Below are 15,512 nucleotides of genomic sequence, written 5' to 3' on the forward strand. Positions count from 1 at the left end.
CATCAAAGGATTTCAAAACAGATATATGAGATGAAAGAAACTCAAACGATACAAAATAAAGCAAAAACTACAGAAACTACAGAACGTATTTCAGGTAGTGAAGCGGTTATAAAATGTTTATTAGCCGAAGGTGTTGATATCCTTTATGGTTATCCTGGTGGAGCAATAATGCCAGTTTATGATGAATTATATAAGTATCAAGATAAAATCCATCACGTCTTATCACGTCATGAGCAAGGTGCTGCACATGCTGCACAAGGATACGCGCGTATTTCTGGTAAAGTTGGTGTTGCTATGGCAACGTCTGGACCTGGAGCCACCAATTTAATTACTGGTATTGCAGATGCACAAATAGACTCTACCCCTTTGGTATGTATCACAGGTCAAGTAGGCTCTCATTTATTAGGAAGTGATGCTTTTCAGGAAACTGACATTGTTGGTATTTCGACTCCGGTAACGAAATGGAATATTCAAGTGACCAAAGCATCGCAAATACCTGAAGCGTTTGCAAAGGCATTTTATATTGCAAAAAGTGGACGACCAGGACCTGTTTTAATCGATATCACTAAGGATGCTCAGTTTGAGGAATTTGATTTCAAATACGAAAAATGTAAAGGAGTTAGAAGTTATAATCCAGTTCCTGAAACCGATGAAAACTCATTAAAAGCTGCTGCAGAGCTTATAAATAATGCAAAAAAACCATTAGTAGTTTGGGGTCAAGGTGTTATTTTAGGTAAAGCTGAAGAAGAATTTAAAGCCGTTATTGAAAAAGCAGGCCTTCCTTCTGCTTGGACGATTTTAGGCGCTTCTGCAATTCCAACTTCACATCCATTAAATGTTGGTATGGTGGGCATGCACGGTAATTATGCTCCAAATGTTTTAACTAACGAATGTGATGTGTTAATTGCTATAGGTATGCGTTTCGATGATCGTGTTACCGGAAATTTAGAGACCTATGCAAAGCAGGCAAAAATTGTTCATTTCGAAATTGATCCTGCTGAAGTTGATAAAAATGTTCAAACTGATGTTGCCGTTTTAGGTGATGCGAAAGCCAGCTTAAAAAGCTTATTACCATTATTGAATGAAAATTCTCATAATGATTGGCATCAAAAATTTAAAGATTTATATACGATAGAATTCGAAAAAGTCATTAAAAATGATCTACATCCTACTAAAGAAGGCTTAACCATGGGTGAAGTGTTGAATGAAATCAACCTGCAAACCAAAGGTGAAGCGGCTATTGTAAGTGATGTTGGTCAGCATCAAATGATCGCTTGCCGCTATGCTGAATTCAACAAAACCAAAAGTAATATTACGTCTGGCGGATTAGGTACCATGGGCTTTGCATTACCTGCAGCGATTGGCGCAAAAATGGCAGCACCAGACCGTGAAGTGGTTATGATTGCTGGTGATGGCGGATACCAAATGAATATTCAAGAATTAGGTACTATTTTTCAACAAAAAGTACCTGTGAAAATTGTGGTTTTGAATAACGAATTCTTAGGAATGGTTCGTCAATGGCAACAGTTATTTTTCGATAAGCGTTATGCGTCTACAGAAATGGTAAATCCCGATTTTGTAGCCATCGCAAAAGGCTATCATATTGAAGCACAAAAAATAAGCAACAGAAAAGACTTAAAAGCTGCTGTAAAAGAAATGATTGATTGTGAAGGGCCCTATTTCTTAGAGGTTAGAGTAGAGAAAGAAGACAATGTATTTCCTATGATTCCAACCGGAGCCAGTGTTTCAGATATAAGATTAGAGTAAATTTAATAAAAGAGAACATAGAGAAAAGAAGAAAGACAATGAGAGAAAAAAGTAAGATAGGCCTAATTGAAAGTTTATTTTCTATTCTCTTTTATCTATAATCTAAAAATAATGAGTACAGAAAACATACAATATACCGTTTCCATATATACGGAAAACAACATCGGATTGCTGAATAGAATTTCGGCAATATTCCAAAGAAGACATATAAATATTGAAAGCTTAAATACATCTCCTTCTGAAATTGATGGAGTGTCAAGATTCACCATTGTTGTCAATATTACCGAATCTCAAATGAAAAAGATTCAAGGTCAGATTGAAAAACAAGTCGAAGTGATCAAAGCATTTTATCATACCGAAGAAGAAATCATTTATCAAGAATCTTGCATCTTTAAAATGAGATCTAATTTATTGTTTGATGAACGTCAGATTCAGAATATCATTAAAGAAAGTAACGCTAGAATTGTCACTGTAAATCGTGATTTCTTCGTTATTGAAAAATCAGGACGAAAAGAAGAAATAGACCTATTACATAGAGAATTAACTGTTTTTGGAATCATGCAATTTACACGTTCAGGACGTATTGCAGTCACTAAAGACGAAATGAAAATATCAACAATGCTAAAAGCGTTGCAACATTAAAATAGAAGAAAAAATGTCAAATTATTTCAACACATTACCATTAAGAGAACAATTAGAGCAATTAGGAAAATGTCGTTTTATGGACGCTTCAGAGTTTGAAGACGGAGTCAACGCATTAAAAGGAAAGAAAATCGTAATCGTTGGTTGTGGTGCACAAGGCCTTAATCAAGGTTTAAATATGCGCGATTCTGGATTAGACATATCTTATGCGCTAAGACAGGCTGCGATTGATCAAAAACGTGATTCCTATAAGAACGCAACCTCTAACGATTTTAACGTTGGAACGTATGAGGAATTAATTCCTGATGCCGATTTAGTATTAAACTTAACACCAGACAAGCAACATACTAACGTTGTGAAAGCCGTGATGCCTTTAATGAAAAAAGGAGCCACTTTAAGTTATTCGCATGGTTTCAATATCGTGGAAGAAGGCACCAAAATCCGTGAAGATATTACAGTAATTATGGTAGCGCCAAAATGCCCTGGAACTGAAGTAAGAGAAGAATATAAAAGAGGCTTTGGTGTACCAACATTAACAGCGGTTCACCCAGAAAATGATCCTGAAGGTAAAGGTTGGGCACAAGCAAAAGCTTATGCTGCTGCGACTGGAGGTCACCGTGCTGGAGTTTTAGAATCATCTTTTATTGCGGAAGTAAAAAGTGATTTAATGGGAGAACAAACCATACTTTGTGGTTTACTTCAAACAGGTGCCATTTTATCTTTCGACAAAATGGTTGAAGAAGGTATTGAGCCTGGTTATGCTGGAAAATTAATTCAGTTTGGTTGGGAAACCATTACCGAAGCTTTAAAACATGGTGGCATTACCAACATGATGGATCGCTTATCTAATCCAGCCAAAATTAAAGCTTTCGAATTATCTGAAGAATTAAAAGGCATCATGCGTCCACTTTTTGAAAAGCATATGGATGATATTATTTCAGGTCATTTCTCAAAAACCATGATGGAAGATTGGGCAAATGACGATGTTAATCTTTTAAAATGGAGAGCTGAAACAGGAGAAACTGCATTTGAAAAAACACCTTTAACGTCTGACCATATCACAGAGCAAGAGTATTTTGATCATGGTGTTCTTTTAGTGGCTTTTGTAAAGTCTGGTGTAGAACTAGCCTTCGAAACTATGGTTAGCGCTGGTATTATTGAAGATTCTGCTTACTACGAGTCTTTACACGAATTACCATTAATTGCCAACACGATCGCTAGAAAGAAATTATTTGAAATGAATCGCGTAATTTCTGATACAGCAGAATATGGTTGTTATTTATTTGACCATGCGTGTAAACCATTATTGACTGATTTTATGAAAACGGTTGATACTTCCATCATCGGAAAACCATTTTCAACTACAACTGGAGTTGACAATATAGAATTAATAGCTGTAAATGATGCTATTAGAAACCATCCGATTGAAGCTGTTGGTCAACGTTTACGTGCCGCAATGACAGCTATGAAAGTTATAAAAACTGAAGACGTAAAAGAAGCCGATTCAGTATTAGCATAAAATAAATTATTCTGTCAGGTTTTGAGGTAATGTAATATTACCAACATCAAAACCTGACAGATCTAATAAACTAAGAGATTCCCACTTTCTTGGGAGCTAAGTATGGAAGACACCAAAACCACATACAGACCAACACTTAAAGCCATTGAAGCTGCTGCTGAAAAATTAAGAGGTATTGCTTCGGTAACGCCCTTAATTAAAAACACTAGATACTCGAAAGATTTTGATGCTAATATTTATTTCAAAAGAGAGGATTTACAAGTGGTTCGTTCTTACAAAATTCGTGGTGCTTATAATAAAATTTCATCCTTAAATGCTGCGCAGATTGAAAATGAAATTGTGTGCGCAAGTGCAGGTAATCATGCGCAAGGCGTCGCTATCTCATGTAAACTCTTAAAAATTAAAGGCACAATTTTTATGCCTGCACCAACACCTAATCAAAAGATTGAACAAGTTAAAATGTTTGGTGAAGATTATGTAGACGTTGTTTTAGTTGGTGATACGTTTGATGATGCTTACCATGCGGCCATGCAACAAAGCGAAGAGCTCAATAAAACATTTGTTCATCCATTTAATGATGAAAAAGTTATTGAAGGTCAAGCCACTGTTGGTTTAGAAATTATAGACCAAGCAAAAGCGCATCCTATTCATTATGTTTTTGTGCCTGTTGGTGGTGGTGGATTAGCTGCTGGATTATCCTCTGTTTTTAAAATTTTATCGCCTCAAACTAAAATTATTAGTGTGGAGCCAAAAGGAGCACCTGCAATGCTGACTTCCATTAGAGCTAATAAAAACACAGAATTAACAACCATAGATAGCTTTGTAGATGGAGCTGCCGTTAAACGTGTTGGCGATTTAAGTTTTGCTATTTGTAAAGAAACCTTACATCGAGTGGTTACTGTCGACGAAGGCAAAATTTGTCAGACGATTTTGGACCTCTATAATAAAGATGCCATTGTTGTAGAACCTGCAGGAGCTTTAAGTCTTTGTGCGTTAGATCAATTTTCCGAAGAAATAAAAGGTAAAAATGTAGTCTGTGTCATTAGCGGAAGTAATAATGATATTACTAGAATGGCCGAAATAAAAGAACGCGCGCTACTCTATGCCAATTTAAAACACTATTTCATTGTTAAGTTCCCACAACGTGCTGGAGCTTTACGTGATTTTGTAGTGGATATTTTAGGTCCAACAGATGATATTACACATTTTGAATATACAAAAAAAGTCAACCGAGAAAACGACGTCGCTGTCGTAGGATTGCAATTAAAATCACCTGATGACTTAGAACCCTTAATCGCCAAAATGAAACGTCATAATTTCTTTGGAGATTACTTGAATGACAAACCCGATTTGTTTCAATTTTTAGTATAGCTTAACATAGACTTAACCAAGTGTTGAGTTGCTTTTTTGTATATTTATTACTATCAATTAATAGTTAAAAAAGTTAGTATGACTTCAACATTTGTAGATATTCCAGAACAATTTCAAATTAAAAAATTAGTCGACCAAAACACCTATTTAGTTGATGGAGCACTAATACCTTGGAGAGGAGATACCTCTAAAGTATATTCTACAATTTCTTCTACCGAAGACTATCAACCCACACTTCTTGGAACCATTCCTATCTTAGGAAAAAAGGAAGCCATAAAAGCATTAGACGCTGCTGTTTCCGCCTACGATAAAGGGCAAGGTTTATGGCCAACGATGAAAGTGGTAGACAGAATCGCCTGCATGGAAAAATTTGTAGTGCAAATGAAAACGAAGCGTGAGGAAATTGTAAAATTACTCATGTGGGAAATTGGTAAAAACCTTGCCGACTCTGAAAAAGAGTTTGACAGAACCGTAGAATACATCTACGATACTATTGAGGATTACACGCAAATGGATCGTGATAGTGCCAAATTTGTAAAAAGCTCCGGAGTAAATGCACATATTAGAAGAGGTCCTTTGGGAGTTGTTTTATGTTTAGGCCCTTATAATTACCCACTAAATGAGACGTTTGCACTTCTAATTCCCGCGTTAATCATGGGAAACACGGTCATTTTTAAACCCGCAAAGCATGGTGTTCTATTAATTTCACCATTGTTAGAGGCCTTTAAAGATAGTTTTCCTAAAGGCGTTGTGAATATTATTTACGGAAGAGGAAGAACTGTTGCTGCTCCAATAATGCAAACTGGAAAAATAGATGTATTAGCATTAATTGGAAATAGTAAATCCGCGAATGCCTTACAAACACAACACCCTAAAAGTAATAGGTTACGCTTAGTCCTAGGACTTGAAGCTAAAAATCCAGCCATTGTTTTACCAGATGCCGATTTAGATTTAGCAATTGATGAATGTATCGCAGGAACCACCTCGTTTAATGGTCAACGTTGTACAGCTTTAAAAGTCTTATATGTACACGAAGACATTATAGAAGAATTCAATAAACGCTTTTCTGCCAAAGTCGATGCTTTAAAATTTGGAAACCCATGGGAAGCTGGAGCTAAACTAACACCATTACCAGAGCCAGACAAACCTGCTTATATTCAAGATTTAATAGACGATGCTACTGAAAAAGGAGCAAACGTAATAAATACTAAAGGAGGAGAAACAACAGAAAATTATATTTTTCCAGCGGTATTATATCCTGTTACAAAAGATATGAGAGTCTTTCAAGAAGAGCAATTTGGACCTGTGATTCCTGTAATATCGTTTTCAGATATTGAAAAACCATTAGATGATATGGCAGAATCAAATTACGGTCAACAAGTCAGTTTATTTGGGAAAGATATAAACACTTTGGCTCCTTTAATAGATACATTGGTGAATTTAGTTTGCCGTGTGAATTTAAATAGTTCTTGTCAACGAGGACCAGATGTTTATCCATTTACAGGACGTAAAGATTCAGCCGTAGGAACCTTAAGTGTTCATGATGCTTTGCGTTCGTTTTCAATTAGAACATTCGTCGCTTCAAAAGATAACGATTATAACAATGCCATTTTAAAAGATCTACTAGATTCTAGAGCGTCAAACTTTGTTAGTACAGATTACATCCTTTAGTGAAAACGGAAGAAATCCTCTATCAATGATAGATTTACAGTTTAATTTGATAGAATTATGAATTTCATAAAATTTTCAAAAAATGATTGATAATTGAGCTTTAATTAAATTTTAATTCTAAATTTACATCATGTTAAGTCAAAAAAATAGAATTGAAAGACCCACACGCTTGTTTATCAACAGGCGACGTCGCTAATGGATACTACTTAACCCCATTCAGTTAATCAATTTTAATTTTTTCACATTGAACAATTCAACACATTTATTTCCCTTTTCGATTTTAGTAAACCCTAATACTAGACCAGGTTTTGTACGCCAAATTTTAAGTCGTCGCCCGTAAGGGTACAATCTATATTAGGAACTTAGGTGCGTCCGGTTCTTCATTTCAAAAAAATCAAAAAAATTATAATCTATTAAAAACAATAACAATGAAAATTGTCATTGCTGATAAATCACATAGCATTTACGCAGAACTTATTTGTGAAACCATTGCCGAAGCTGCAAAAGTAAGAGGTACAGGTATTGCTAAACGTCAACCAGAATACATCATAACAAAGATGGAAAATGGTAATGCTGTCATTGCTTTAGAAGGAGATAAATTTGCTGGCTTCTGCTATATTGAAGCTTGGGGTCACGGGAAATTCGTGGCAAATTCGGGATTAATTGTTCACCCGGATTTTAGAAACCTTGGTCTCGCCAAACAAATTAAAAAAGTCATTTTCGACCATTCCCGAACCAAATTTCCTGATTCTAAAGTTTTTAGTATCACAACAGGTTTAGCCGTTATGAAAATGAATAGCGACTTAGGTTATAAACCCGTTACGTTTTCGGAATTAACAGATGATCAATCCTTCTGGAAAGGGTGCCAAACGTGTAAGAACTTTGATGTCTTAACAAGAACAGAGCAAAAAATGTGCTTATGTACTGGCATGCTCTATGATCCGGCTAAAGCTGAAACGTCAAAACAAAAAGAGCACAATAAAGAACATACTTATGATAAAAAAGTATGGACACGATTAAAATTGATAAAACAGAATATGTTTTTAAAAAAAGACAAAAAAGATGAACCGAGCAATTAAATGCGAACACATTTTACAATTGAAAAACAATAAAAGCGAAAAATGAATAAAAAATTAGTTATAGCATATAGTGGAGGATTAGATACCTCATACTGCGCCGTTAGTTTATCAAAAGCTGGTTATGATGTACATGCCGTTAGTGTGAACACAGGTGGTTTTACAACTGAAGAAATTAAAACTATTGAAAGTAATGCCTATAAAATGGGTGTTTCTACTTATAAAAATATTGATGCTATTGCCTCTTACTATGATAAAGTGATTAAGTATTTAATCTTCGGAAATGTTCTTAAAAACAACACCTATCCTCTATCTGTAAGTGCGGAGCGTATTATTCAAGCCATTGAAATTATTGAATACGCTAAAAGTATTGATGCTGAATTTATTGCCCATGGAAGTACAGGAGCCGGAAACGACCAAGTGCGTTTCGATATGATTTTTCAAACCTTAGCACCAAACATCAAGATTATTACACCAATTAGAGATGGAAGTCTAAGCAGACAACAAGAAATTGATTATCTCGTTGACAACGGTATTGACATGTCTTGGAATAAAGCTAAATATTCGGTTAACAAAGGACTTTGGGGAACTAGTGTTGGTGGAGAAGAAACCTTAACGTCTGAAAAACCATTACCAGATTCAGCTTACCCTTCGCAATTAAAACATACAGATCCTGAAAAAGTAGTTTTAACCTTTTCTAAAGGTGAATTAGTTGCCATAAACGGAGAAGAAAATAGTCCAGAAATTAATATTGAAGTCTTAAACACATTAGCTTCTGCTTATGCAATCGGAAGAGATATTCATGTAGGAGATACGATAGTTGGTATCAAAGGGCGAGTTGGTTTTGAAGCAGCAGCAGCTTTAATCATTATAAAAGCACATCACCTTTTAGAAAAGCACACATTAACCAAATGGCAATTACAGCACAAAGATTATATGTCTAACTTCTACGGTATGCATTTACACGAAGGGCAATATTTAGATCCTGTAATGCGCGATATGGAAGCCTTTTTACAGAGCAGCCAGAGCAAGGTTACAGGTGATGTTTTTGTTACCTTGAAACCTTATCACTTCGATTTAGATGGTATTAAATCTGAACATGATTTAATGAATGCGAAATTTGGAAGTTATGGTGAAGAAAATAAAGGCTGGACAGCAGATGAAGCTAAAGGATTTATTAAAATTATTGGTAATCAGAATAAGATTTATCAGCAGGTAAATAATTAAGTAAGACCTCACAGGTTTTTAAAACCTAGCAGGTCTGAAAAATTAATTTATCCTGCAAGGTTTCAAAAACCTTGTAGGTATAAAACTTAAAGTCAGGTTGAATTAAAAAGATTTCCACTTTCGTGGGAAATGAATATGAAAAAACTAAAAGCAGGCATTATAGGAGGAGCTGGTTACACAGCTGGCGAATTAATAAGATTATTGATTCATCACTCTCAAGTAGAAATCGACTTTATTTATAGTACATCTAATGCAGGAAACAAGATTTATAAAGTACATCAAGATTTAATAGGTTCTACAGATTTAGAATTTACCAATGACATCAATCCTAAAGTAGATGTTTTATTCTTGTGTTTAGGTCATGGAAATTCCACGGCTTTTCTAGAAAAAAATAAATTTTCTGATGACACCAAAATCATCGATTTAAGTAATGATTTTAGACTGGTTGCAGATAAGAATTTTGAAGAAAAAGATTTTGTTTACGGTTTACCAGAACTCCAAAAAGACGCTATAAAAAAAGCAAATTACATCGCTAATCCTGGTTGTTTTGCTACAGCGATACAACTTGCTTTGTTACCATTAGCAAATGCAGGAATTTTACAAAATGATGTTCATATTAACGCTGTTACTGGAGCTACCGGCGCAGGAACGTCGTTGTCTAAAACAACTCATTTCACATGGAGAGATAATAACTTTTCACATTATAAGGCATTTACGCATCAGCATTTAGGTGAGATTAATCAGACCGTAAATCAGTTACAGTCCGATTTTAGTTCTGACATCAATTTTATGCCGAATCGCGGTAATTTTTCAAGAGGCATTTTTGCAACACTTTACACCAAATTTGAAGGCACACTTGAAGAAGCCAAAGAATTATATCACAATTTTTACAAAGATGCTGTTTTTACTTTTGTTTCAGATGAGGATATTCATTTAAAGCAAGTAGTGAATACTAATAAATGCATCCTTCATTTACATAAACATGAAAACAAATTATTAGTCACAAGCGTCATCGATAATTTATTAAAAGGGGCGTCAGGACAAGCCATTCAAAATATGAATTTAATGTATGATTTTGACGAAACTGAAGGTTTACGATTAAAGGCTAATTATTTTTAAACATCTGTCATTCCTGCGCAGGCAGGAATCCAAGATTAATACTATAGATTCCTGCCTTCGCAGGAATGACAAAAAAATTAGAAAGATGAACGGAGCATTTTTAATGCGAGCACATTTTACCATTAAAAAACAATAGAAAAGCAAAATGAAAATAGCAATCATAGGCACAGGAAACTTAGGAAAATCCATCGCAAAAGGACTCATCACTAATAACGCTATCACAACATTATACTTAACTAAACGAAACTTAGATGGCATTCAAGATTTAGATGGGTATAAAAATGTCATATTAACAACAGATAATATTGAAGCGGTTAAGCAATCTGACATTTTAATATTCGCCGTTCAACCTGCGCATTTTGAAAACATATTGAATGATGTAAAACCTCATTTAACCGAAAAACATGTTTTAATTTCAACTATAACAGGATTTTCAATTTCACGCATTGAGGATCAAGTGGGAAGCGAGCAATTCATTATTAGAGCCATGCCAAATACAGCCATTGCTGTTGGTAAATCCATGACATGTTTATGCAGTAATGAAAAAGGCCAAAAGCGCATACCAATTGCTGAAGCTATTTTTAATAGATTAGGACATACTTTAGCAATTCCTGAAACACAAATGCAAGCGGCAACCGTAGTATGTGCGAGCGGCATTGCCTTTTGGATGCGACTAATACGCGCCACAACACAAGCCGCAATTCAGTTAGGTTTTGACGCTAAAGAAGCGCAAGAACTCGCTATGTTTACTAGCGAAGGTGCCGCCAATTTATTGATTACAAGCGGCAATCATCCTGAGGAAGAAATTGATAGAGTAACCACACCAAAGGGTTGTACCATTGAAGGCTTAAATGAGATGGAACACAAAGGGTTGAGTTCATCATTAATTCAAGGTATGGTCGCTTCTTTTAATAAAATTAGTAATATCAAAAAAGAGCAGATTTGATAACGATTTCCTGCAAGGTCTTGGATACCTTGTAGGTATAAAACCTAAAAATCATACCCACAAGGTTTTTGAAACCTTGCAGGATAAAGTAACAATAATATGAGTTTATTTAATGTATATCCACTCTTCGACATTACACCAGTAAGTGCAAAAGACATTTATGTTTACGACGATAACAATGTGGAATATTTAGACCTTTACGGAGGCCATGCCGTGATTTCCATTGGACATTCACACCCAAAATATGTAAGCGCGATTTCTAATCAAGTTGAAAAACTAGGGTTTTACAGTAACGCGATTCAAAATCCATTGCAAGTTGAATTAGCAGATAAGCTTGAAGCCATATCTGGCTGTAAAGATTATCAATTGTTTTTATGTAATTCTGGTGCTGAAGCCAATGAAAATGCTTTAAAACTAGCATCATTTCATAATGGCAAAACCAAAGTTTTAGCATTTAAAAACTCGTTCCATGGTAGAACGTCTGCTGCTGTTGCCGCAACCGACAACCCAAAAATTGTAGCACCAATTAATGCACAACAAGAGGTTGACTTTGTAGAATTGGGAGATTTAAATGCTGTGGAAATCATTTTAAAACAAAACCAAACTTGTGCTGTTATTATTGAGTTCATTCAAGGAGTTGGTGGTTTAGACCAGAGTACTACGGAATTTTACCAAGGGTTAGAAACCCTTTGCAAGCACTACAACACCGCATTTATTGCAGACGAAGTACAATCTGGATTTGGAAGAACTGGCGATTTTTTCGCCTACCAAAAACATAACATCACACCAGATATTATTTCTATTGCTAAAGGTATGGGAAATGGGTTTCCGGTTGGAGGGATTTTAATTCACCCTTCCATTAAAGCTTCTTTTGGATTATTAGGAACAACCTTTGGTGGCAATCATTTAGCTTGCGCTGCAACGCTTTCGGTTTTGGAGGTTTTGGAAGAAGAAAAGTTAATGGAAAATGCTAAAAACATTTCAGAGTATTTTCAAGAGAAAGCGAAATCATTACCCAACTTAAAATCGATAAAAGGTCGTGGATTAATGTTGGGATTAGAGTTTGATTTCCCAATTTCAGACTTACGGAAAAAATTAATTTTTGACCATCATATTTTTACAGGAAGTGCTAAGAATCCTAATTTAATTAGAATACTTCCACCATTAACGATTCAGAAAAAACATATTGATGTGTTTTTTGAAGCGTTAGAACAAGAATTAGTTTAATAAAAAGAGATTCCCACTTTCGCGGGAAATGAATATGAAAAATTACACCAAAATAAAAGATATTTCTAACTTGTCTGAAACCATCAAAGAAGCCATTTTATTAAAAATGAATCCTTTTGAATTTCAAGATTTAGGAAAACATAAAACCTTAGTCATGCTGTTTTTTAATTCGAGTTTAAGAACCCGATTGAGCACCGAAAAAGCAGCAAAAAACCTTGGCATGGATGTCATGATTTTAAACGTCAATGACGCCTGGAATATTGAATTTGAAGATGGTACCATTATGAACGGTAACTCATCGGAACACATTAAAGAAGCTGCACAAGTGATTTCTCAATATGCAGATATTATTGCTGTAAGAGCATTTCCTACATTACAAGACAAGGCTAAAGATGAAACGGAATATATTCTTAATAACTTTAATAAATACGCAACTGTGCCAATTGTAAATATGGAAAGTGCCACAGCACATCCATTACAAGCTTTAGCGGATGCGATTACAATAACAGAACTTACAGAGAAAGCCAAGCCAAAAGTCGTTTTGTCTTGGGCACCACATCCGAGAGCATTACCACAGGCGGTTGCAAATTCATTTGTAGAAATGATGCAAGATTTAGAAGTGGATTTAACCATTACGCATCCTGAAGGTTACGAATTAAATGAAACAATCACTAAAGACACACCAATAAATTACAACCAAGAAGAAGCACTAAAGGATGCGGATTTCGTTTACGTAAAGAACTGGAGTAGCTATAATGATTACGGAAAAGTATTGAGTCAAGATGATAATTGGATGCTTACAAAAGCCAAATTAGGTCATGCAAAATTTATGCATTGCTTACCTGTAAGACGAAATGTGATTGTTGAAGATGCCGTGTTAGACAGTGAGCAGTCTATAGTCATTAAACAAGCAAATAATAGAACGTATGCTGCTCAAATTGTTTTAAAGCAGATTTTAGAGGATTTATAAATTATAACGTCTGACCTAGCAGGTTTTAAAAACCTTGTAGGTCTAATTCACTGTCATTCCTGCGCCGGCAGGAATCCACAACTAACAATTATGGATTCCATTATACACAGGAAAGACAAAAATAACAAGATGAAAACAATTAAAGTCATAAAAATAGGTGGAAACATTATCGATAATGAAGAGGCCTTAGCTAGATTCATTAAAGATTTTGCGACCATATCTGGTCCTAAAGTTTTGGTGCATGGCGGAGGAAAATTAGCGACTCAATTAGCCAAACAGATGAATATTCCTGTGCAAATGACTGAAGGCCGACGCATTACGGATGCAGAAACCTTAAACATTATTACCATGGTTTATGCCGGAAAAATCAACAAAAACATAGTGGCGCAATTACAAGCCAATAATTGTAATGCGGTAGGGTTCTCTGGTGCTGACGGCAATACTATTGTTTCAGAAAAACGCCCAATTAAAACCATCGATTATGGTTTTGTTGGAGATGTAAAACAAGTGAACACAGAAGCTCTGGAAGTTTTATTAAACCATACTATCACCCCTGTTTTTTGTGCCATTACCCATGATGCCAACGGACAATTACTGAATACTAATGCAGACACTATTGCTTCAGAATTAGCCATTGGTTTATCATCAATTTTCAACACCGAATTATACTATTGTTTTGAAAAAAATGGTGTTCTCGAAGATGTAGACAATGAGGATTCTGTTATTGAAAACATCAATACAGAAAGCTACGCACAATTAAAGGAAAACAATATTATATTCGAAGGCATGTTACCAAAATTAGATAATTGCTTTCATGCCATAAATAAAAACGTCCAAAAAGTTTGTATTGGAAAATCAGACATGCTTTTCAACTCAAACAATAAACATACAACCATTACAAAATGATTGAACAACTAACAACAGAAGCCATTGCTTTGCTGAAGCAACTTATAGAAACGCAGTCGTTTTCTTCGGAAGAAGACCATACAGCTTTGCTTATTGAAAATTGGTTTACAACACACAACGTACCTTTTAAAAGGAATAATCATAACATTTGGGCAACCAACAAATACTTTGACGAGAGCAAACCAACCTTATTACTAAACTCACATCACGATACTGTAAAACCAAATAACGGTTACACCAAAGACCCATTTAAGGCCATTGTTGAAGATGGCAAATTATACGGCTTAGGAAGCAATGATGCTGGCGGCTGTTTAGTCTCTTTAATTGCGACATTTACATATTTTTATGATAAGAAAAACCTCAACTATAATTTAATCATTGTGGCCTCTGCCGAAGAAGAAAGCAGTGGACCAAACGGATTGAATAGCATGTTGTCCATCATTCCAAAAATAGATGTGGCCATTGTTGGTGAACCAACGTTAATGAATTTAGCCATTGCCGAAAAAGGCTTAGTGGTTTTTGATGCCAAGGTAAAAGGAACCGCAGGTCATGCGGCGCACCCTAACGATGATAATGCCATTTACAACACTATAGAAGTTTTAAAATGGTTTAAAGAATATCAGTTTGCTAGAAATTCACCCGTATTAGGTGATGTAAAAATGACGGTTACACAAATTAATGCTGGCAAGCAACATAATGCTATTCCTTCAGAATTAAATTTAGTGATTGATGTCCGTGTCAATGACAAATACACTAATGAACAAATTGCTGAAATATTACAAAGAAAATCACCATGTACTAGCATTACACCTCGAAGTTTACGACTCAACTCGTCTTCTATTCCAATTAATCACGAATTAGTAGAAGCTGGAATTGAACTCGATAGAGAAACTTATGGATCACCTACCCTTTCTGACCAAGCTGTTTTAAGTTGTCCTTCTTTAAAATTAGGCCCTGGTGACAGTACACGTTCACATACAGCAGATGAATTTATTTATTTAGCGGAAATTGAAGAAGGTGTTGACTTGTATATAAAGTTGTTGGAGAAAGTATTGTAAAAAATATAAAAAC

The 15,512-nt window shown here is 35.2% G+C and carries 13 protein-coding genes; all 13 read left to right on the forward strand.

Translation table 11 applies throughout. The features are described from left to right. Positions 1-30 precede the first annotated feature (30 nt). Entirely contained in the window at positions 31-1,767 is a 1,737-nt protein-coding gene (gene ilvB, locus KO515_RS05455; protein ID WP_215935359.1) for a biosynthetic-type acetolactate synthase large subunit, read from the forward strand. Positions 1,768-1,878: 111 nt separating this feature from the next. Next, complete coding sequence (gene ilvN / locus KO515_RS05460; protein ID WP_215935360.1) at positions 1,879-2,409, forward strand: acetolactate synthase small subunit; 531 nt, start codon at positions 1,879-1,881, stop codon at positions 2,407-2,409. Between the two features lie 13 nt (positions 2,410-2,422). Next, positions 2,423-3,928: a ketol-acid reductoisomerase gene (ilvC, locus tag KO515_RS05465; RefSeq protein WP_215935361.1), complete on the forward strand. Its 1,506-nt coding sequence runs from the start codon at positions 2,423-2,425 to the stop codon at positions 3,926-3,928. 102 nt (positions 3,929-4,030) lie between these two features. Next, positions 4,031-5,299 carry a threonine ammonia-lyase IlvA gene (gene ilvA, locus KO515_RS05470; RefSeq protein ID WP_215935362.1) on the forward strand — a complete coding sequence of 423 codons (1,269 nt, stop codon included), beginning with the start codon at positions 4,031-4,033 and terminating at the stop codon, positions 5,297-5,299. Between the two features lie 78 nt (positions 5,300-5,377). Continuing rightward, a complete protein-coding gene (locus KO515_RS05475; RefSeq protein WP_215935363.1) occupies positions 5,378-6,970 on the forward strand; it encodes an NADP-dependent glyceraldehyde-3-phosphate dehydrogenase in 1,593 nt (530 codons plus the stop codon). Between the two features lie 428 nt (positions 6,971-7,398). Next, complete coding sequence (locus KO515_RS05480; RefSeq protein WP_215935364.1) at positions 7,399-8,049, forward strand: GNAT family N-acetyltransferase; 651 nt, start codon at positions 7,399-7,401, stop codon at positions 8,047-8,049. A 42-nt stretch (positions 8,050-8,091) separates the two neighbouring features. Next, positions 8,092-9,273 carry an argininosuccinate synthase gene (locus KO515_RS05485; RefSeq protein WP_215935365.1) on the forward strand — a complete coding sequence of 394 codons (1,182 nt, stop codon included), beginning with the start codon at positions 8,092-8,094 and terminating at the stop codon, positions 9,271-9,273. 135 nt (positions 9,274-9,408) lie between these two features. Further along, positions 9,409-10,392 carry an N-acetyl-gamma-glutamyl-phosphate reductase gene (argC, locus tag KO515_RS05490; protein ID WP_215935366.1) on the forward strand — a complete coding sequence of 328 codons (984 nt, stop codon included), beginning with the start codon at positions 9,409-9,411 and terminating at the stop codon, positions 10,390-10,392. Positions 10,393-10,537: 145 nt separating this feature from the next. Continuing rightward, the gene (gene proC / locus KO515_RS05495; RefSeq protein WP_215935367.1) at positions 10,538-11,338 is read left to right on the forward strand and encodes a pyrroline-5-carboxylate reductase; all 801 of its coding nucleotides are present in this window, start codon (positions 10,538-10,540) and stop codon (positions 11,336-11,338) included. Positions 11,339-11,437: 99 nt separating this feature from the next. Further along, positions 11,438-12,565, forward strand: coding sequence for an aspartate aminotransferase family protein (locus KO515_RS05500; RefSeq protein WP_215935368.1), 1,128 nt, complete (start codon positions 11,438-11,440; stop codon positions 12,563-12,565). Positions 12,566-12,599: 34 nt separating this feature from the next. Next, positions 12,600-13,535 carry an acetylornithine carbamoyltransferase gene (locus tag KO515_RS05505; RefSeq protein WP_215935369.1) on the forward strand — a complete coding sequence of 312 codons (936 nt, stop codon included), beginning with the start codon at positions 12,600-12,602 and terminating at the stop codon, positions 13,533-13,535. A 129-nt stretch (positions 13,536-13,664) separates the two neighbouring features. Continuing rightward, on the forward strand, positions 13,665-14,441 hold the full coding sequence (gene argB, locus KO515_RS05510) for an acetylglutamate kinase (RefSeq protein WP_215935370.1): 777 nt from the start codon (positions 13,665-13,667) through the stop codon (positions 14,439-14,441). Continuing rightward, on the forward strand, positions 14,438-15,499 hold the full coding sequence (locus KO515_RS05515; protein WP_215935371.1) for a M20 family metallo-hydrolase: 1,062 nt from the start codon (positions 14,438-14,440) through the stop codon (positions 15,497-15,499). Before argB ends, KO515_RS05515 begins: the two co-directional genes overlap by 4 nt. Positions 15,500-15,512: the final 13 nt, after the last annotated feature.

This window comes from Winogradskyella psychrotolerans (assembly GCF_018860545.1).
In the GTDB taxonomy this organism is placed as follows: domain Bacteria; phylum Bacteroidota; class Bacteroidia; order Flavobacteriales; family Flavobacteriaceae; genus Winogradskyella; species Winogradskyella psychrotolerans_A.

Bases quoted from the DNA above. Each gene is read 5' to 3' on its own strand.
- ilvB (WP_215935359.1), top strand. From the start codon at position 31: ATGAAAGAAACTCAAACGATACAAAATAAAGCAAAAACTACAGAAACT.
- ilvN (WP_215935360.1), top strand. From the start codon at position 1,879: ATGAGTACAGAAAACATACAATATACCGTTTCCATATATACGGAAAAC.
- ilvC (WP_215935361.1), top strand. From the start codon at position 2,423: ATGTCAAATTATTTCAACACATTACCATTAAGAGAACAATTAGAGCAA.
- ilvA (WP_215935362.1), top strand. From the start codon at position 4,031: ATGGAAGACACCAAAACCACATACAGACCAACACTTAAAGCCATTGAA.
- KO515_RS05475 (WP_215935363.1), top strand. From the start codon at position 5,378: ATGACTTCAACATTTGTAGATATTCCAGAACAATTTCAAATTAAAAAA.
- KO515_RS05480 (WP_215935364.1), top strand. From the start codon at position 7,399: ATGAAAATTGTCATTGCTGATAAATCACATAGCATTTACGCAGAACTT.
- KO515_RS05485 (WP_215935365.1), top strand. From the start codon at position 8,092: ATGAATAAAAAATTAGTTATAGCATATAGTGGAGGATTAGATACCTCA.
- argC (WP_215935366.1), top strand. From the start codon at position 9,409: ATGAAAAAACTAAAAGCAGGCATTATAGGAGGAGCTGGTTACACAGCT.
- proC (WP_215935367.1), top strand. From the start codon at position 10,538: ATGAAAATAGCAATCATAGGCACAGGAAACTTAGGAAAATCCATCGCA.
- KO515_RS05500 (WP_215935368.1), top strand. From the start codon at position 11,438: ATGAGTTTATTTAATGTATATCCACTCTTCGACATTACACCAGTAAGT.
- KO515_RS05505 (WP_215935369.1), top strand. From the start codon at position 12,600: ATGAAAAATTACACCAAAATAAAAGATATTTCTAACTTGTCTGAAACC.
- argB (WP_215935370.1), top strand. From the start codon at position 13,665: ATGAAAACAATTAAAGTCATAAAAATAGGTGGAAACATTATCGATAAT.
- KO515_RS05515 (WP_215935371.1), top strand. From the start codon at position 14,438: ATGATTGAACAACTAACAACAGAAGCCATTGCTTTGCTGAAGCAACTT.